Origin of the sequence: Micromonospora sp. WMMB235 (assembly GCF_001855515.1) — a bacterium.
In the GTDB taxonomy this organism is placed as follows: domain Bacteria; phylum Actinomycetota; class Actinomycetes; order Mycobacteriales; family Micromonosporaceae; genus Micromonospora; species Micromonospora aurantiaca.
In genome coordinates, this window is the sequence record NZ_MDRX01000001.1 from 6,458,839 (window position 1) to 6,474,570 (window position 15,732).

Here is a 15,732-nt window from a genome sequence, read left to right on the forward strand (position 1 = left end):
CGACGGCTGCTAGCGTGCGCCGGAGTCGATCGGATTTCGGACCGACCGAAGACCGGGCCAGGACGGTGTGATGGGTTCCCGCAGTACGAATCTCCGTACGAAGATCATCGCGCTGCTGGCGTCGCTGACCGCGCTCTGGGCGTTCGCCGCATGGGTGACCGTACGGGACGGATTCAACCTGCTCGGCGTGCAGACGCTCAACGCGCGCGTCTTCGAACCGAGCGACCCGCTGCTTCTGGAGCTGCAGGCCGAGCGGCGGCTGTCGCTGCGCTACCTCGGCGAGTCCGACCCGAGCCGGTTGCAGGAGCTGGAGGCCCAGCGCGCGCGTACCGACGAGACCGCCGGCGCGCTGTGGCGCTCGGTGCGGGACTGGCGCACCGAGATCCCGGCCAGCGAGGAGCTGATGCAGCGGCTCGACGAGCTGAAGGCCGAGCTGGACCAGCTCGGCCAGGTACGCGCCGACGTCAGCCGCAAGACCATCGACCGGACCACCACGCTCATCGCGTACGACGACGCGGTCGACGGGATCTTCGCGGTCTTCGACGCCCTCGGCGGCCTCGACGACGACGAGATCGCCGAGGACACCGCCGCGCTCATCGACCTCAACCGGTCCCGGGAGCTGCTGTCCCAACAGGACGCGCTGCTCACCGGCGCGATCGCGGCCAACCGGATCACCGTCGGCGAGCAGACCGCGTTCGCCCGCCTGGTCGGCGCGCAGTGGTTCCTCGCCGACCGCACCGCCCGCGAACTCGCCCCCGGCGACCGTGCCCGCTTCGAGCGGATGGTCGAGGGCGACGCGTTCCAGCAGCTCCGCACGCTCCAGGACCAGGTGCTCGCGGCCAAGGGCGCCGAGGTGCGCCCGCCGGTGACCGCCGCGGCCTGGCAGGCCGCCGCCGAGAAGGCGATGGCCGACCTGCGCGAGGTGATCCTCGCTGGCGGTGAGGACATCGTCTCCCGGGCCACGCCGGTCGCGGTGGGCGTCATCGTGCGGCTGGTGCTCGCCGCCGGTCTCGGCCTGATCGCCGTCATCGCCTCCGTGGTCGTGTCGATCACCACGGCGCGGGCGCTCGTCCGCCAGCTCGAACGGCTCCGCGAGGCCGCCTTCAAGCTGGCGCACGAACGGCTGCCGAGCGTCGTGGAGCGACTGGGCCGCGGCGAGGAGGTGGACGTCGCCCGCGAGGCGCCACCCCTGCAGTTCGGCGACGACGAGATCGGCCAGGTGGGCAAGGCGTTCAACGTCGTGCAGGAGACCGCCGTCCGGACCGCCGTCGAGCAGGCCGAACTGCGCCGCAGTGTCCGCGACGTGTTCCTCAGCCTGGCCCGGCGCACCCAGGCGCTCGTGCACCGGCAGCTGACGCTGCTGGACGCGATGGAACGCCGGGAACACGACGCCGAGGAGCTGGAGGACCTGTTCCGGGTCGACCACCTGGCCACCCGGATGCGGCGCAACGCGGAGAACCTGATCGTGCTCTCCGGCTCGACGCCGGGCCGGGCCTGGCGGCGCAACGTCCCCATGGTCGACGTGGTCCGCGGCGCGGTCGCCGAGGTCGAGGACTACACCCGGGTCACCGTGTTCCCGCTCGGCGAGGTGTCGCTCACCGGCCGCGCCGTCGGTGACGTGATCCACCTGCTGGCCGAGCTGATCGAGAACGGGCTCTCCTTCTCGCCGCCGCAGACCACTGTGGAGGTCCGCGGTCAGCTCGTGGTCAACGGCTTCGCCATCGAGATCGAGGACCGCGGCCTCGGCATGAGCGCCGACGAGCTGGCCGCCGCCAACGCGCGCATCGTCGACCGGTCCGAGCTGAACCTCGCCGACGCCGCCCGGCTCGGCCTGTTCGTGGTCAGCCGGCTCACCGAGCGGCACGGCGTCAAGGTGCAGCTCAAGGAGTCCGCGTACGGCGGCACCACCGCAGTGGTGCTGATCCCGCGTGAACTGATCACCGCCGACGGCGCCGACGAGGCCGACGCCCTTCCCGCACCCGGGACGGCCCTGCCCGCGGCGCCCGCGCCGGACCCGGCGCGGAGCACGCCGGCCGGCGACGGCGACGGGCCGGCGATCCCGTCCGGCCCGGACGGCGGCGCCGAACCGGACCAGCCGGCCGAGCCCGCCCCGCAGGCGCCGGAGCCGGTGACCCAGGCACCTCGGCTGACCCCCTCCGGGCTGCCCGCCCGTACCCGTAAGCGGCAGCCCGCGGTGGCGGGGCCCACCACGGAGCTCGCGGTGGTGGAGCGTCGGCCCGCCGCCACGACCGACGCGGCAGAGGCGTCGCCGGCGGCGGAGCCGGAGACCGAGGCGGAGACGGCGCCGGTCACCGACGCGGGACTGCCGGTCCGGGTTCGCCAGGCCAGCCTCGTGCCGGAGCTGCGGCACGACCAGACCGGGGCGGACGACGACGCCGCCGACGACGACACGGCGCGTGCACCGGAGCAGGTGCGCCGGATGATGAGCTCCTACCAGAGCGGCACCCGACGCGGCCGTACCGATGCCGCGCGCCTGCTCGGCGGAGCGCAGGGGGCCGGCGGTGGGCCGGCCGACGCGGACGAGCAGGTTACCTGACCGGGACGTCGACGCGACGGAAACCGGAAGCTGACGGCACACCAGCCGGGAAGATGAGGACGACGAGTGGCGCAGAAGACGGCTTCGAGCGCGGATCTGACGTGGCTGCTGGATGACCTGGTCGGCCGGGTCAAGCAGGCGGAGCACGCCGTGGCGCTCTCCACCGACGGACTGTTGATGGCCTCGTCCCGCGGATTGAGCCGGGACGACGGCGAGCACCTGGCCGCGATGGCGGCGGGCATCCAGAGCCTGGCCCGCGGCGCGGGCAAGCGGTTCGGTGGCGGGCACGTACAGCAGACCATCATCGAGATGCAGTCCTCCTTCCTGTTCGTCACCGCGGCCGGGCGCAACGCCTGCCTGGCGGTGCTGGCCTCGGAGGACGCGGACGTCGGCCTGATCGCGTACGAGATGGCCATGCTCGTCACCCGGGTCGGCCGGTTCGTCGCGTCACCGACCCGGGAACAGCCCCTCGGCGAGAACGCGGCACGATGACCGGCCGGGGGGACTCCGCGGAGCAGGAGTGGGTGGACGACCACGCCGGCCCGGTGGTGCGCCCGTACGCGGTGACCGGAGGCCGGGCCCGCCCGGTCACCGGCACGTTCGACCTGATCTCGCTGGTCACCTCGACCCGCACCGATGTCGGGTCGGAGTCCGGGCTGGGCCCGGAGCACGTGGCGATCGTCGGCCTCTGCCAGCGGATCCTCTCCGTGGCCGAGATCGCCGCCCATCTCGACCTGCCGGTGGGCACGGTCCGGGTCCTCCTCGGAGACCTGGCCGCCCGCAGCCTGGTACAGGTACGCGAGCCGCGCGCGACCACCGCCGGCCTTCCCGACGAGCACGTTTTCGAGGCGGTTATCAATGGACTACGGGCGCTCTGAGCGGCCGGCGGGCGCCGCGCCGCTGCCCACCGCGATCAAGATCCTGATCGCGGGCGGGTTCGGCGTCGGCAAGACCACAATGGTCGGCGCGGTCAGTGAGACCCGCCCGCTGCGGACCGAGGAGGTGCTGACCGAGACCGGGATCGGCATCGACGACCTGTCCGGCATCGAGGAGAAGTCGACCACCACTGTGGCGATGGACTTCGGCCGCATCACCATCAGCGACGACCTGGTGCTCTACCTGTTCGGCACGCCCGGGCAGGACCGGTTCTGGTTCGTCTGGGACGAGCTGGCGCTCGGCGCGCTCGGCGCGGTGGTGCTCGCCGACACCCGCCGGCTGGCCGACTGCTTCCCGTCGATCGACTACTTCGAGGGGCGCGGTACGCCGTTCGTGGTGGCGGTGAACTGCTTCGAGGGCGCCAAGACGTTCCGTCTGGACGAGGTGCAGGCCGCGCTCGACCTGGACCCGGGTGTGCCGGTGGTGCTGTGCGACGCGCGCAAGCGGGAGTCGGCCAAGGAGGTGCTGATCACGCTGCTGGAGCACGCCATGAAGCTGCGGGAGGCGCGCCGCCGCGCCGCCGAGGACTGAGCGGTCACAACATCGACGGGGGAGTGGCGATGACCGAGGTGACGGTCCGGGCGATGAACCCGGACGAGTTCGACAGATGGCAGGACGAGCTGGCCGCCGGGTACGCGCGGGAGCACGTCACGGCCGGTAACTGGACGCCCGAGGAGGCGCTCGGCCGGGCCCGGGAGGCCACCGCCGGCTTTCTGCCGCAGGGCATGGCCACGCCCGGCATGCTGTTCCTGGTCGGCGAGCTGGCAGACGGCTCACCGGTCGGCCGGCTGTGGATCGGCCTGACCCACCCGCGCGGTCTCGCCGACTGCGCGTTCCTCTACGACATCGAGGTGGCCGCCGGGCACCGGGGCCGGGGCCTCGGGCGGGCGCTGCTCGCGGCCGGGGAGCGGGCGGCCCGGGAGCACGGCGCGCAGGCGCTGGAGCTGAACGTCTTCGGCGCAAACGAGACGGCCCGCAAGCTGTACGAGACGTCCGGCTACCGGGTGGTCACCCAGCAGATGCGCAAGGATCTGTCCTAACGCCGGTCCTCACAGGCGGGTGGCGGTGCGGACCAGCCCGGCCAGGGCCCGGGACCTGCTGTGCGGCGGCCAGGCGATCACGGTGGTCACCGTCGGCGCGTCCGGCACCGGCACGGCGGCCATGTCCGGCCACAGCAGCGACCGGCACGACTCCGGCAGCAGCACCGCGGTACGCCCGAGCGCGACCAGCTGGAGCAACTGGGAGTGGTCCCGCACCTCGGGGCCCGGCCCGTCCGGGTAGGTGCCGTCGCGCAGCGGCCAGCGCGGCAGCGGCAGGCGGGGCAGCGTCTCGACGTCGGCCATCCGCAGCTGCGCCCGCCCGGCCAGCGGATGCCCCGCCGGCAGGACCACCACCTGCTGTTCCGTCACCAGTTCCTCGGTGTCCAGTCCGGTCGTCGAGTCGAACGGCAGGTGCAGCAGCGCCACGTCGGCCCGACCGTCGCGCAGCAGCCGTTCCTGCTCACCGATGCCGGACAGCAGCACCTCCACCCGGACCGCGTCCGGCTCGGCGGCGTACGCGTCGAGCAGTTTCGGCAGCAGCTCGCTCGACGCCCCCGCCTTCGTCGCCAGCACGAGCCCGGCGCCGCCGTTCGCGGCCTCACCGGCGCGGCGGGTACGGCGGTCCGCGGCGTCCACGGCGTCCAGGGCCGCGCGGCCCTCGCGGAGCAGCACCGACCCGGCCCCGGTGAGCGCGACGCGGCGACTGTCCCGTTCCAGCAGCGTCACGCCGAGGCGCCGTTCGAGCTGGCGGATCGCCCGCGACAGCGGCGGCTGGGCGATGCCGAGGCGGCGCGCGGCGCGGCCGAAGTGCAGTTCCTCGGCGACCGCGACGAAGTAGCGAAGCTCTCGCGTCTCCATCCCGCCACCGTACCGCCGGATCGATACCCGTCGGGTATCGCCCGCTACCGAGGTGGTGTTGGAGGCCCGCCCGCCGCGCGGACAGGATCGACACCATGAGTGAACGGACGATCGCGCTGGTGACCGGCGCGAACAAGGGAATCGGGTACGAGATCGCGGCCGGCCTGGGCGCGCTCGGCTGGCGGGTGGGCGTCGGCGCCCGGGACGGGCAGCGGCTCGCCGAGGCGGTGGCGAAGCTGCGCGCGGGCGGCGTGGACGCGTTCGCCGTACCGCTGGACGTGACCGACGACGCGAGCGTGACCGCCGCCGCCCGGCTGCTGGAGACGGAGGCCGGTGGCCTGGACGTGCTCGTCAACAACGCCGGCGTGACAGGTGGCGTGCCCCAGCACCCCGGTGACGTGGACGTCGCGACCATCAGGGCCGCCGTCGAGGTGAACGTGATCGGGGTGGTCCGGGTGACCGAGGCGATGCTGCCGTTGCTGCGCCGCTCGGCCTCGCCCCGGATCGTCAACATGTCCAGCGGCGTCGGCTCGCTGACCCGGCAGAGCGCCTCCACAGGCGAGGACCAGACCGGTCCGCTGTCGGTCGCGTACGCGCCGTCCAAGAGCATGCTCAACGCGGTGACGATCCAGTACGCACGTGCGCTCGCCGGGACGAACATCCTGGTCAACGCCGGCTGCCCCGGCTTCACCGCGACCGACCTGAACGGCTTCCGGGGCGTGCGGACCCCACAGCAGGGCGCGGCGGTCGCGATCAAGCTGGCGACGCTGCCCGACGACGGGCCGACCGGCGGCTACGTCGAGGACGCGGGCACGATCCCGTGGTGAGCGCCGCCCGTCAGCACCACATGACCGGGTTGCCGGTGGCCACCGACGCCGCGCACAGCCGGCGCAGCGGCTCCACGATGTAGGCGAAGTCCTCGCCCGGCCGGCTTCGGGTCCGCACCGCGAGCCGTTCGGGCGGCGGCTCGCCGTGCTCGCCCACCGGCCGCATCGCCACTGTCGTCCGCGTCCCGCCGGCGGTGAACTCCACCCGGTCGCCGGGCAGCGGCCGCTGGCCGAACCGGACGGCCCGGAACAGCGTCACCGGCGGGTCGGCGCGGTCGAGGACGAAGAAGCCGTCCGGGTCGACGCCCGCCTGAAAGCCCGGGCCGAACATGAACAACCCGCGGTAGGCCTCGACGTACTGCATCACGACCGCGCCGGTCGCCTCGTCGATCAGCTCGACCTCGTCGGTGATCCGGTCGGTGCCTGCGATCACGTCCAGCTCGGCGAGCGCGACCGCTGCCCGGTCGGCGGGCAGCGAGCCGCCGTTGGCGTCCGGCAGCGCGGCGGCGAGCGTCGGGAAACGGTGCTCGCCGGCCGCGCGCAACGCCTGCTGGAACAGGCGTACGCCGGCCCAGTTGGACACGCGCTCGCTGACCAGCTCCATGTGCCGGTGCGGGCAGGCGTCCCCGGTCATCCACGCGTAGAAGGCGTTGTCGGCGGCCCCGTCGTACTCGCCGGCCTGCACCAGCGCGAGCCACCCGTCCTCGTCGTAGCCGACCGGCCCGATCGGGCACGGCGTGGCGAGGCCGTCCTGCCAGCACCGGCAGTACACGAACGCGTCGAGTCCCACGCCGGCACGCTACCGGCGCCCGCCCCGGCGCCGCGCGCCGGTTTCGGCGGCTCAGGTGCCCGCGCACCGGCTCGCGACCGCTCGGGTGCCCGCGCGCCGATTCGCGGCGGCTCAGGTGACGGCGAGCAGCACGGCGTCGCCGCTCGCCGCCGCGTCGCGGTAGAAGTCGCGCAGCGCGGTGAAGTAGGGCAGCAGGTAGCCGTCGAACTCGTCGTCGCCGTCGTCCCAGATGTGCGGGTAGATCTCGGCCTCCGACATGGCCTCCGGGTCGAAGCGGGCCCGCAGCGTCGCGTCGTCCACCGCGTCGAGCCCGGCGGCCACGGTGCGGACCGCATCCGGCATGAGCAGCCGGGCCGGGCCCATGCCGAGATCCGGCCCGATCGGGTCGCCGCCGACGATCGCCGGCCCGGCGTCGCCCCGGATCTCGTACGTGGTGCCGGTCAGCAGGTAGTGCAGCCCGTGCCACGCCTTGTCGAGGTCGAGTTCGTCCGGACCGCCCTGGAACAGCGTGCCGACCGTGTCCGGATCGGCCAGTACCGTCGCCAGTTCCGCGCCGGACAGCCGGCGTGCGGCGAACACCATGCCCATGTGGTCGTCTCCCCGGGGGGTGTCTGTGGAAATCGGCGGCAGCGTAACGCAGGCGTCCGACAGCCGTGTGATCATCGGCGTATGGCCACTGACACCCGGCACCTCAGCGTCCACATCGATCGTCCGGTGGCGGAGGTCTACGCCTTCGCCGCCGACCCGGCGAACCTGGCCCGCTGGGCGCCGGGCCTCGGCGGTTCGGTCGTGCCCGTCGACGGCCACTGGTTCGTGGACACACCCGAAGGGCGGGCGCGGCTCACGTTCGCCCCTGCCAACGAGTACGGCGTGCTCGACCACGAGGTGCTGACGCCGTCGGGCGAGACGGTGTACGTGCCGTTGCGCGCCATCGCCGACGGCGACGCCACCGAGGTGGTGTTCAGCCTGCGGCGGATGCCCGGCATGAGCGACGCGGACTTCGACCGGGACACCGCGCTCGTGGAGGCGGACCTGGCCCGGCTCAAGGCCGTACTGGAGAGCGCCACCGGCTGACCGGCGCCCGTGGTCATTCCGGCGTGCCCGTCCGTGCCGCCGTCCGGAGGATGCCGTCGAGGCCCTCGTCGAACAGCAGGTCGTCGTCCCATCGGGTGTCGTCGAGATGGCCGGAGGCGTCGAGGGTCGGATAGGCGTCGGCGTTCGCGGCGATGTGGTCGCGGGCTGCGGCTCTCGCGTCCGGGTCCGCGCTCCGGTGCCACGTGGCTTCCGTGAGCGAGGCGCCGATGACGTAGTTGGCGAGCAGTCGCGTGGCCACCGCGAGCCGAAGTCCGTGACAGCCGCCCCGCACGAGCGCCGACTGCAGGAATTCGGTACGGGCCAGGACGTTGGGCCCGAGCATCGGACGTCCGACCAGCTTCGGTGCCCAGGGATGGCGCAGCATGACGCCGCGCCAGGCCCGGACCAGGACGCGGATGTCCTCCATCCAGTCGTCGCCGGCATCCGGAACCGGCACGTCGCCGAAGACACGGTCGACGGCCAGGTCGAGGACGTCGTCCTTCGTCTTCACGTGCCAGTACAGGGCGGTGGCGGTCACGTCGAGCCGCTGGGCGAGCAGGCGCATCGTCAGGCCCTCGACGCCGTGCTCGTCCAGCACCGTCACCGCGAGTTCCACGATGCGTTCGAGGGTCAGTGGCGGCTTGCGCCGCGCCCGCGGCGGCCCTGCCCGCAGCCACACCGGTGTCGTCGGCGCACCGGGATCTGTCGCGGTCATGGAGCCACTCTAGTTCACTGGACAGGCAGCTTAACAACGGTAAGCTCATTGAACAGACGAAAGTCCGGCCTCGACAGTGGGCAAGGAGGGCACGGCATGCCTCTGCTGCGAGTCCACCTCGACAGCGACCCGGCCACGGCCCGCCGAGTCCTGCACCTGCATCGCGAGGGCGGCGTCCATCACGAGTCGCGGGAAGCGGCCCGGGAACAGGTGTGGCGCCAGGGCCGCACCCCGGCCGGTGACCCGGTCTTCGTCGGCATCACCAACGGGCGCCGCAACGTGCAACTGCTCTACGACGTCGAGGTCTACTCCGACACCGGTCCGTGAACGGCTCGCCGGCACGCATGTTCACTGAAATGGGAATTGCGGCCGGGCTCGGCCGGAGATCGTGAGCGGGAGGGAATTCGGCGCACCGGTGCGCCGGCGTTCGAATCCGGCTCACGCAGTCCGGCTCACGCAGTCCGGCGAACGCAATTCGGTGATTCAGTCGCCGATGGCGTCCCGCATTCGTTCCCTCGTCCAGTATTCGGACGGGTCGGTGGCGCCGGGGCTCGGATTGTGCGTCGCGACCACCGGGCCGGGCGGCGCCGGTCGCCCCGCGTCGCCCTCGCGCGCCGCGAGGACCACGACGGCCGCGGCGACGGCGAGCGCCGCGACGGCGGCCGCGCCGAGCAGCACACGATGTGACATGTCGCCTCCTCCGGGCCGGGTGCCGGTCCGCCTGGTGCCGGCCCGCCTGGTGCGCCGGGTGGCACACCAGGCGGACCGTCGTTCACCAGGTGTCGTTCGCGTACGTGTTGTAGAGCGTCCCCACCACCGCGGCGGAGAAGTACGGCGAGCCGTTCGTGTTCGAGCCGCTCGAGTAGCTCATCACCCCGTGCACGTCACCACGCCTGGTGGTGTTGTCGTAGCTGTAGTACCACGGGCCGCCGCTCGAACCGCCCCCGAAGCCGCAGTTCATCTCGATCCGGTTGCTGCCCGCGTCCCGCGACGTGCCCGAGCAGACCCACTGGATCTCGCCGCTGTCCTTGTTGCTCGGGTAGCCGAAGATGTCGTAGTGGTACGCCCGGCCACCGCCGGTGAGCAGCCCGTTGGCGCCGACCGCGTCCACGATCGACCGGCTGCCGTAGACGAGCGCGACGGCCACGTCGTACTGCCGCTTACGGGTGCTGATCCAGCCGCTCGGCACCGCGAGCGTGGACCAGTCCCAGGTGCCGTACGGCTGCGCGCCGTTGCGGTACGACGGCACGAACATCCAGTTCGCGGTGTGCCAGTCCCGGCCCGGCCCGTCGTGCACGCAGTGCGCGGCGGTGAAGACCATGTTGCGCGCCGGACTGTTCACCACGCTCGCCGAGCAGTAGTGGCCGAGACCGTCGGTGGAACTGGTGTAGAAGATCTTCCCCACCGTGATCGACTCGTTCAGTTGGGTGCCGAAGCCGCTGCCGTCCTTCGGTGCCACCGCCTCCGCGAAGCGCCGCACCCGCTCCGCGGTGGGGCTCTGGGTGACCGGGCCGGCGGCCTTCTCCACCTCGTCGGCGGGAGTGGCCGCCGCCATGCGCTCGGCCGTCCAGTAGGCCCTGGCCTGCGAGGACGACCCCGCCTTGCGCTCGATCGACGTGACAGCAGCCGGAGCGGCCGTGCCTGCGGCGGTGCCGGTGCCGGCCAGTGCCGGAGTGCCGGCGAGGATCGCCGGCAGGATCAGGGCCGGCAGGGCCAGAAGTCTGATCGTCGTCTTCATGAAATCCTTCCCAGTGTTCGATTCCCGGATCGAAACTGGAGCGCCCCCGTTGTGCATCGCGATATCGGCAACGTATCGACGGGCTTCGGAGCGTGTCAACGAATCATGGACGTCGATTGTTTGCGGTGTCGGATGTGCGATCGGGGGGGGGCGAGGGACATCACCGAATTGCAATTTCGCGATGAGTGGGATGCCGGCTTCAGCGGTCGTTCGTTGCCGCCGGTTCGTGAGCGGCGCTCGGCCTCGGTAGCCTCGAAGCCGTGACGAAGGGGCCGGGGCCACGATGACTGCTGATCCGCCGCCCGCCACCGGACGACTGACCTTCGCCGAGATGACCGTCGACGACCTCGACGACATGGCCGCCCTTCTCGGCGACCCGGTCGTGATGCGCTACTACCCGCGACCGAAGATCCGGGCGGAGGCACTGGACTGGATCCGCTGGAACGAGGACCTCTACCGCGGCCACGGCTTCGGACTGTGGGTGCTCAGGTCACGGGCGACAGGCGAGTTCGTCGGCGACTGCGGTCTCACTCCGCAGCCGGTGGACGGGGTGATGGAGGTCGAAGTCGGTTACCACCTGCGGACCGGGATGCAGGGTCGCGGATTCGCCACGGAGGCGGCGGCCGCGTGTCGCGACCACGCGCGCGATCGGCTGGGCGTCGACCGTCTCGTCGCGATCATCCACCCGGACAACATGCCCTCACAGCGGGTCGCGGAGCGGATCGGGCTGAGCTTCGAGCGTGCGACGACGCCCGAATCGGGGGATCCGGTGCACGTGTACGCCGCGCGTCTGGCCTGACCGGGCTCAGCGGCGGGCCGACGTCACGAACCGGGTCCACGCGGCCGGGGTGAAGGTGAGCACCGGACCGGCCGGGTCCTTCGAGTCGCGGACGCCGACCACACCGGGCAGGTTGCCGGCGACCTCGACGCAGTTGCCGCCGTTGCCGCCGCTGCGGGTGCTCTTGCGCCACCGGGCGCCGCTCAGGTCCATGCCGCCGCCACTTCCCTCAGCAGTTCCAGGGTCCGCGCGCGGGGCAGCGCCTCGCCCCGGATGCGTTCCCACCGACGCTCCAGGGTAGCAATCTCCGAGGGCTGCTCGATGATCTGCGCGCGGGCCTGGCTGTCCACATGCGCCACCCGGTTGCCGTCGCGCAGCTCCGCGATGACGAACGGCCCGTCCAGCCCGGGATAGGTCGGCGTGTCGGCCGGCACCACGTGGAGCTGCACGTTCGGCAGCTCGGCGCAGGCGAGCAGGTGGGTCACCTGCGCGGCCATCAGCGCCCGGTCGCCGGCGGCGGCGCGGCGCAGCACCTGCTCGTCGAGCACCACGACGTACAGCGGTCCGCGCGGCCGGGTGAGGATGCCCTGCCGGTCCAGCCGGGCGGTGACCAGGTCGGTGACTTCGTCGGCGGTCAGCGGCTGGCCGATGAACGTGGCCCGGGCGTACGCCTCGGTCTGCAACAGACCCGGCACCCACGCCAGCTCGAACGTGCGTAGCGCGACCGCCTCGCGTTCGATGTCCACCCACGGGCGGAACCAGACGGGCTCGCGGCGGCGGACCGCGTCGGGCCAGAGCGCCTCGATCGGCTGGCCCAGCAGGTTCGCCACAGTCGCGCGGTGCCGGCTCTGCGGGATGTGCCCGGGGTTCGCCCACCGGGCCACCGTCTTCGGGTGCAGGCCGAGCCGCTCCGCCAGGCTCTCGGCGGTGTGGCCGGCGCCGGCCAGCGCGGTGACGAAGGCATGGTTCATGCCCATTCCTCCCCGGAGCAAAAGAACCGTCCGAAGGAGATTACACAACGCTGTGTGATTGTTCGGGCACCCTCGGCACGGTGGAGGCATGACCGAACCGACACCCACATCGGCGTACCCCCGGGTGGTGCTGCCGCTGACCGGCCACCGCGCGTGCGGTCCGGCCTGGCGCTGCGACCGCTGCGGCGAGCCCTGGCCGTGCCCGACCCTGCGGGCCGCGCCCACCGACGCCGCCCGCCGCGCCACGATGATCCCCGAGTTCTCCCGGCTCACCCGGCAGGCCATCCGCGACCTGCGCGGCCGGCCCGACGGCCCGGACCCGATCGCGATCGTGCGGCGCTTCCTGTGGTTCCTGCCGCTCACCGACGCCGAGGCACGCGCCGTCGCGCTCCGCCTCCGCTGAGATGTAAGGAAGGGCCCCTTCTTAACAGACGTCTGTTAAGAAGGGGCCCTTCCTTACATGAAGAACTCAGCTGGCGATCATGCGGCGCAGCACGTACTGCAGGATGCCGCCGTGCCGGTAGTAGTCCGCCTCACCCGGGGTGTCGATGCGGACCACGGCATCGAACTCCAGGCCGGTGTCGGTGGTGACCTTCACCGTGCGCGGGGTGTCGCCGTCGTTCAGCGCGGTGACGCCGCTGATCGAGAACGTCTCCGTGCCGGTGAGGCCCAGCGACTCGGCGGTCTCGCCGCCCGGGAACTGCAGCGGCAGCACGCCCATGCCGATCAGGTTCGAGCGGTGGATCCGCTCGTACGACTCGGCGATGACCGCCTTCACGCCCAGCAGCATGGTGCCCTTGGCCGCCCAGTCACGCGACGAGCCCGAGCCGTACTCCTTGCCGGCCAGGATGACCAGCGGGACGCCCGCCTCCTGGTAGGCCATCGAGGCGTCGTAGATCGAGGTCTGCTCGCCGGTCAGGTGGTTGACCGTGAAGCCGCCCTCGACGCCCGGGACGAGCTGGTTGCGCAGCCGGATGTTGGCGAACGTGCCCCGGATCATCACCTCGTGGTTGCCGCGGCGGGAGCCGTACGAGTTGAACTCGTGCCGGGCCACGCCGTGCTCGGCCAGGTACTTGCCGGCGGGGGAGTCCGCCTTGATCGAGCCGGCCGGGGAGATGTGGTCGGTGGTCACCGAGTCGCCCAGCTTCGCCAGCACCCGCGCGTCGGCGATGTCCTGGACCGGGGCCGGCTCCTGCTGCATGCCCTCGAAGTACGGGGGCTTGCGCACGTACGTCGACTCGCCGTCCCAGGAGAACGTGTCACCGGTCGGGGTCGGCAGCGACTGCCAGCGCTCGTCACCGGCGAACACGTCGGCGTACGCGGCGCTGAAGCCGGTCGCGCCGATCGCCGAGGCGATGACGTCCTGGATCTCGGCGCTGTTCGGCCAGATCTCCCGCAGGAACACCGGGTTGCCCTGGGCGTCCTCGCCGATCGGCTCGTTCGCCAGGTCGATGTCCATGGTGCCGGCGAGCGCGTACGCGACCACCAGCGGCGGGGACGCCAGGTAGTTCATCTTGACGTCCGGGTTGATCCGGCCCTCGAAGTTGCGGTTGCCGGACAGCACCGACACGACTGCGAGGTCACCGTCGTTGACGGCGGCGGAGACCTCCTCCGGCAGCGGGCCGGAGTTGCCGATGCAGGTGGTGCAGCCGTAGCCGACCAGGTTGAAGCCGAGCTTCTCCAGGTACGGCGTGAGGCCGGCGCGGTCGTAGTAGTCCATGACGACCTTCGAACCCGGCGCCAGGGTGGTCTTCACCCACGGCTTGCGGGCCAGGCCCTTGTCCACCGCGTTTCGGGCCAGCAGCGCGGCGCCGATCATCACCTGCGGGTTCGAGGTGTTGGTGCAGGAGGTGATCGCGGCGATCACCACGGCGCCGTGGTCCAGCTCGTACTCGACGCCGTCGGCGCCGGTCACGCGTACCGGATTGCTGGCCCGGCCGCCCGCGCCCACGGCGGCGGTCTCCAGGTCGCGCGGCGCGTCCGCCGGGTCGTTCACGCCGTTGGCGGGGGAGTCGCTGGCCGGGAACGACTCGGCCGACGCCTCGTCGGCCGGGCCGTCGGCGCCGAACGGCTTCTCCTGCTGCGGCACGCCCGGCTTGCGGCCCGGGTCGCCACCGGTCTCGTCGGCTGCCACGTAGTCGCTGAGCGCGGCGCGGAACAGCGTCTTGGCGCTGCCGAGCGGCACCCGGTCCTGCGGGCGCTTCGGGCCGGCCAGCGACGGCTCGATGGTGCCGAGGTCCAGCTCCAGACGCTCGGAGTACTCCGGCTCGCGCTCCGGGTCGTGCCAGAGGCCCTGCTCCTTGGCGTACGCCTCGACCAGCGCGACCTGAGACGCGTCGCGGCCGGTCAGCTCCAGGTAGCGGACGGTCTCGGCGTCGATCGGGAAGATCGCCACGGTCGAGCCGTACTCCGGCGACATGTTGCCGATGGTGGCGCGGTTGGCGAGCGGCACCGCGCTCACGCCCGGGCCGTAGAACTCGACGAACTTGCCGACCACACCGTGCTTGCGCAGCATCTCGGTGATGGTCAGCACCAGGTCGGTGGCGGTGGTGCCGGCCGGCATCTCACCGGAGAGCTTGAAGCCGACGACCCGGGGGATCAGCATGCTGACCGGCTGGCCGAGCATCGCGGCCTCGGCCTCGATGCCGCCGACGCCCCAGCCCAGCACACCCAGGCCGTTGACCATGGTGGTGTGCGAGTCGGTGCCGACGACCGTGTCCGGGTACGCCTGGCCGTTGCGCTCCATGATCGTACGGGCCAGGTACTCGATGTTGACCTGGTGCACGATGCCGGTGCCCGGCGGGACGACCTTGAACTCGTTGAAGGCGGTTTGGCCCCAGCGCAGGAACTGGTAGCGCTCCTTGTTGCGCTCGTACTCCAGCTCGACGTTGCGCTCGAAGGCGTCCTCGCGGCCGAACAGGTCGGCGATGACCGAGTGGTCGATGACCAGCTCGGCCGGGGCCAGCGGGTTGACCTTGGTGGCGTCGCCGCCCAGGTCACGGACCGCCTCGCGCATGGTGGCCAGGTCGACCACGCAGGGCACGCCGGTGAAGTCCTGCATCAGCACCCGGGCCGGGGTGAACTGGATCTCCACGCTCGGGTCGGCGGTGGCGTCCCACGCGCCGAGCTGCTGGATGTGGTCGGCGGTGATGTTCGCGCCGTCCTCGGTCCGCAGCAGGTTCTCCAGCAGGATCTTCAAGCTGTAGGGCAGTCGCTCGTGGCCCTCCACCTTGTCGATCCTGAAAATCTCGTAGCTCGCGTCTCCGACGCGTAGCTGGGTCTTCGCACCGAAGGTGTCGAGGCTCGCCACGTCGTACTCCTTCACACCAGCGACCGTGAGTAGTCCTGAGCAGTTTGTCGCACCGGCCGGGGCGCTGCCGTGCTTAGGCAACACTTACCTGCGTCGGTCTCTACAAAACCGTACGTCCGTCTTGCTATTCGTGCAACC

At 71.9% G+C, this 15,732-nt stretch carries 19 protein-coding genes; 10 read left to right on the top strand and 9 right to left on the bottom strand.

Features of this window, described 5'->3' with window-relative positions:
- The first annotated feature begins 70 nt into the window (after window positions 1-70).
- From BFV98_RS28890 to BFV98_RS28910, 5 genes are all read left to right on the top strand, one after another.
- On the top strand, window positions 71-2,557 hold the full coding sequence (locus tag BFV98_RS28890; protein WP_071098425.1) for a nitrate- and nitrite sensing domain-containing protein: 2,487 nt from the start codon (window positions 71-73) through the stop codon (window positions 2,555-2,557).
- Window positions 2,558-2,623: 66 nt separating this feature from the next.
- Entirely contained in the window at window positions 2,624-3,049 is a 426-nt protein-coding gene (locus BFV98_RS28895) for a roadblock/LC7 domain-containing protein (protein WP_013287417.1), read from the top strand.
- Window positions 3,046-3,435, top strand: coding sequence for a DUF742 domain-containing protein (locus tag BFV98_RS28900; protein ID WP_013287416.1), 390 nt, complete (start codon window positions 3,046-3,048; stop codon window positions 3,433-3,435). Before BFV98_RS28895 ends, BFV98_RS28900 begins: the two co-directional genes overlap by 4 nt.
- Window positions 3,416-4,024 (top strand): ATP/GTP-binding protein, encoded by a 609-nt coding sequence (locus tag BFV98_RS28905; protein WP_013287415.1) that lies wholly within the window; start codon window positions 3,416-3,418, stop codon window positions 4,022-4,024. The genes BFV98_RS28900 and BFV98_RS28905 overlap by 20 nt, the downstream gene beginning before the upstream one ends.
- Before the next feature lie 29 nt (window positions 4,025-4,053).
- Window positions 4,054-4,533 (top strand): GNAT family N-acetyltransferase, encoded by a 480-nt coding sequence (locus BFV98_RS28910; RefSeq protein WP_030274220.1) that lies wholly within the window; start codon window positions 4,054-4,056, stop codon window positions 4,531-4,533.
- A gap of 9 nt (window positions 4,534-4,542) precedes the next feature.
- Here the strand turns inward: BFV98_RS28910 and BFV98_RS28915 are convergent, their stop codons facing one another.
- Window positions 4,543-5,391, bottom strand: coding sequence for a LysR family transcriptional regulator (locus tag BFV98_RS28915; RefSeq protein WP_071098426.1), 849 nt, complete (start codon window positions 5,389-5,391; stop codon window positions 4,543-4,545).
- A gap of 95 nt (window positions 5,392-5,486) precedes the next feature.
- On the opposite strand from BFV98_RS28915, the gene BFV98_RS28920 reads away from it, so the two are divergent.
- The gene (locus BFV98_RS28920) at window positions 5,487-6,218 is read left to right on the top strand and encodes an SDR family NAD(P)-dependent oxidoreductase (protein WP_030274223.1); all 732 of its coding nucleotides are present in this window, start codon (window positions 5,487-5,489) and stop codon (window positions 6,216-6,218) included.
- A 10-nt stretch (window positions 6,219-6,228) separates the two neighbouring features.
- Here BFV98_RS28920 and BFV98_RS28925 read toward each other — a convergent pair whose 3' ends face one another.
- Both BFV98_RS28925 and BFV98_RS28930 read right to left on the bottom strand, forming a co-directional pair.
- Window positions 6,229-7,008 carry a hypothetical protein gene (locus BFV98_RS28925; protein WP_030274225.1) on the bottom strand — a complete coding sequence of 260 codons (780 nt, stop codon included), beginning with the start codon at window positions 7,006-7,008 and terminating at the stop codon, window positions 6,229-6,231.
- Between the two features lie 111 nt (window positions 7,009-7,119).
- Window positions 7,120-7,596, bottom strand: a complete 477-nt coding sequence (locus BFV98_RS28930; protein ID WP_030274227.1) for a YfbM family protein — start codon at window positions 7,594-7,596, stop codon at window positions 7,120-7,122.
- Between the two features lie 81 nt (window positions 7,597-7,677).
- Here BFV98_RS28930 and BFV98_RS28935 point away from each other — a divergent pair, with 81 nt between their 5' ends.
- On the top strand, window positions 7,678-8,082 hold the full coding sequence (locus BFV98_RS28935) for an SRPBCC family protein (protein WP_071098428.1): 405 nt from the start codon (window positions 7,678-7,680) through the stop codon (window positions 8,080-8,082).
- A gap of 13 nt (window positions 8,083-8,095) precedes the next feature.
- Here BFV98_RS28935 and BFV98_RS28940 read toward each other — a convergent pair whose 3' ends face one another.
- Window positions 8,096-8,797, bottom strand: coding sequence for a TetR/AcrR family transcriptional regulator (locus BFV98_RS28940; protein WP_071098430.1), 702 nt, complete (start codon window positions 8,795-8,797; stop codon window positions 8,096-8,098).
- Between the two features lie 96 nt (window positions 8,798-8,893).
- On the opposite strand from BFV98_RS28940, the gene BFV98_RS28945 reads away from it, so the two are divergent.
- Window positions 8,894-9,124, top strand: a complete 231-nt coding sequence (locus BFV98_RS28945) for a hypothetical protein (protein ID WP_013475917.1) — start codon at window positions 8,894-8,896, stop codon at window positions 9,122-9,124.
- A 156-nt stretch (window positions 9,125-9,280) separates the two neighbouring features.
- On the opposite strand, the gene BFV98_RS28950 is transcribed toward BFV98_RS28945, so the two are convergent.
- Complete coding sequence (locus tag BFV98_RS28950) at window positions 9,281-9,487, bottom strand: hypothetical protein (protein ID WP_013287408.1); 207 nt, start codon at window positions 9,485-9,487, stop codon at window positions 9,281-9,283.
- A gap of 82 nt (window positions 9,488-9,569) precedes the next feature.
- A complete protein-coding gene (locus BFV98_RS28955) occupies window positions 9,570-10,535 on the bottom strand; it encodes a serine protease (RefSeq protein WP_071098432.1) in 966 nt (321 codons plus the stop codon).
- A 283-nt stretch (window positions 10,536-10,818) separates the two neighbouring features.
- Between BFV98_RS28955 and BFV98_RS28960 the strand changes: the two genes are divergently transcribed.
- On the top strand, window positions 10,819-11,334 hold the full coding sequence (locus BFV98_RS28960; RefSeq protein WP_071098433.1) for a GNAT family N-acetyltransferase: 516 nt from the start codon (window positions 10,819-10,821) through the stop codon (window positions 11,332-11,334).
- Between the two features lie 6 nt (window positions 11,335-11,340).
- On the opposite strand, the gene BFV98_RS28965 is transcribed toward BFV98_RS28960, so the two are convergent.
- Together BFV98_RS28965 and BFV98_RS28970 are read right to left on the bottom strand one after the other, a co-directional pair.
- A complete protein-coding gene (locus BFV98_RS28965; protein ID WP_030274233.1) occupies window positions 11,341-11,526 on the bottom strand; it encodes a DUF397 domain-containing protein in 186 nt (61 codons plus the stop codon).
- Complete coding sequence (locus BFV98_RS28970) at window positions 11,517-12,284, bottom strand: DUF5753 domain-containing protein (RefSeq protein ID WP_047893331.1); 768 nt, start codon at window positions 12,282-12,284, stop codon at window positions 11,517-11,519. Before BFV98_RS28970 ends, BFV98_RS28965 begins: the two co-directional genes overlap by 10 nt.
- 88 nt (window positions 12,285-12,372) lie before the next feature.
- On the opposite strand from BFV98_RS28970, the gene BFV98_RS28975 reads away from it, so the two are divergent.
- Complete coding sequence (locus tag BFV98_RS28975; protein ID WP_013475922.1) at window positions 12,373-12,687, top strand: hypothetical protein; 315 nt, start codon at window positions 12,373-12,375, stop codon at window positions 12,685-12,687.
- Window positions 12,688-12,753: 66 nt separating this feature from the next.
- Here the strand turns inward: BFV98_RS28975 and BFV98_RS28980 are convergent, their stop codons facing one another.
- Window positions 12,754-15,609 carry an aconitate hydratase gene (locus BFV98_RS28980; protein ID WP_071098435.1) on the bottom strand — a complete coding sequence of 952 codons (2,856 nt, stop codon included), beginning with the start codon at window positions 15,607-15,609 and terminating at the stop codon, window positions 12,754-12,756.
- Window positions 15,610-15,732 lie beyond the last annotated feature (123 nt).

Coding starts and splice junctions, on each gene's coding strand:
- BFV98_RS28890 (WP_071098425.1), top strand. CDS start 71: ATGGGTTCCCGCAGTACGAATCTCCGTACGAAGATCATCGCGCTGCTG.
- BFV98_RS28920 (WP_030274223.1), top strand. CDS start 5,487: ATGAGTGAACGGACGATCGCGCTGGTGACCGGCGCGAACAAGGGAATC.
- BFV98_RS28960 (WP_071098433.1), top strand. CDS start 10,819: ATGACTGCTGATCCGCCGCCCGCCACCGGACGACTGACCTTCGCCGAG.
- BFV98_RS28935 (WP_071098428.1), top strand. CDS start 7,678: ATGGCCACTGACACCCGGCACCTCAGCGTCCACATCGATCGTCCGGTG.
- BFV98_RS28965 (WP_030274233.1), bottom strand. CDS start 11,526: ATGGACCTGAGCGGCGCCCGGTGGCGCAAGAGCACCCGCAGCGGCGGC.
- BFV98_RS28945 (WP_013475917.1), top strand. CDS start 8,894: ATGCCTCTGCTGCGAGTCCACCTCGACAGCGACCCGGCCACGGCCCGC.
- BFV98_RS28970 (WP_047893331.1), bottom strand. CDS start 12,284: ATGAACCATGCCTTCGTCACCGCGCTGGCCGGCGCCGGCCACACCGCC.
- BFV98_RS28910 (WP_030274220.1), top strand. CDS start 4,054: ATGACCGAGGTGACGGTCCGGGCGATGAACCCGGACGAGTTCGACAGA.
- BFV98_RS28940 (WP_071098430.1), bottom strand. CDS start 8,797: ATGACCGCGACAGATCCCGGTGCGCCGACGACACCGGTGTGGCTGCGG.
- BFV98_RS28930 (WP_030274227.1), bottom strand. CDS start 7,596: ATGGGCATGGTGTTCGCCGCACGCCGGCTGTCCGGCGCGGAACTGGCG.
- BFV98_RS28975 (WP_013475922.1), top strand. CDS start 12,373: ATGACCGAACCGACACCCACATCGGCGTACCCCCGGGTGGTGCTGCCG.
- BFV98_RS28905 (WP_013287415.1), top strand. CDS start 3,416: ATGGACTACGGGCGCTCTGAGCGGCCGGCGGGCGCCGCGCCGCTGCCC.
- BFV98_RS28955 (WP_071098432.1), bottom strand. CDS start 10,535: ATGAAGACGACGATCAGACTTCTGGCCCTGCCGGCCCTGATCCTGCCG.
- BFV98_RS28915 (WP_071098426.1), bottom strand. CDS start 5,391: ATGGAGACGCGAGAGCTTCGCTACTTCGTCGCGGTCGCCGAGGAACTG.
- BFV98_RS28950 (WP_013287408.1), bottom strand. CDS start 9,487: ATGTCACATCGTGTGCTGCTCGGCGCGGCCGCCGTCGCGGCGCTCGCC.
- BFV98_RS28900 (WP_013287416.1), top strand. CDS start 3,046: ATGACCGGCCGGGGGGACTCCGCGGAGCAGGAGTGGGTGGACGACCAC.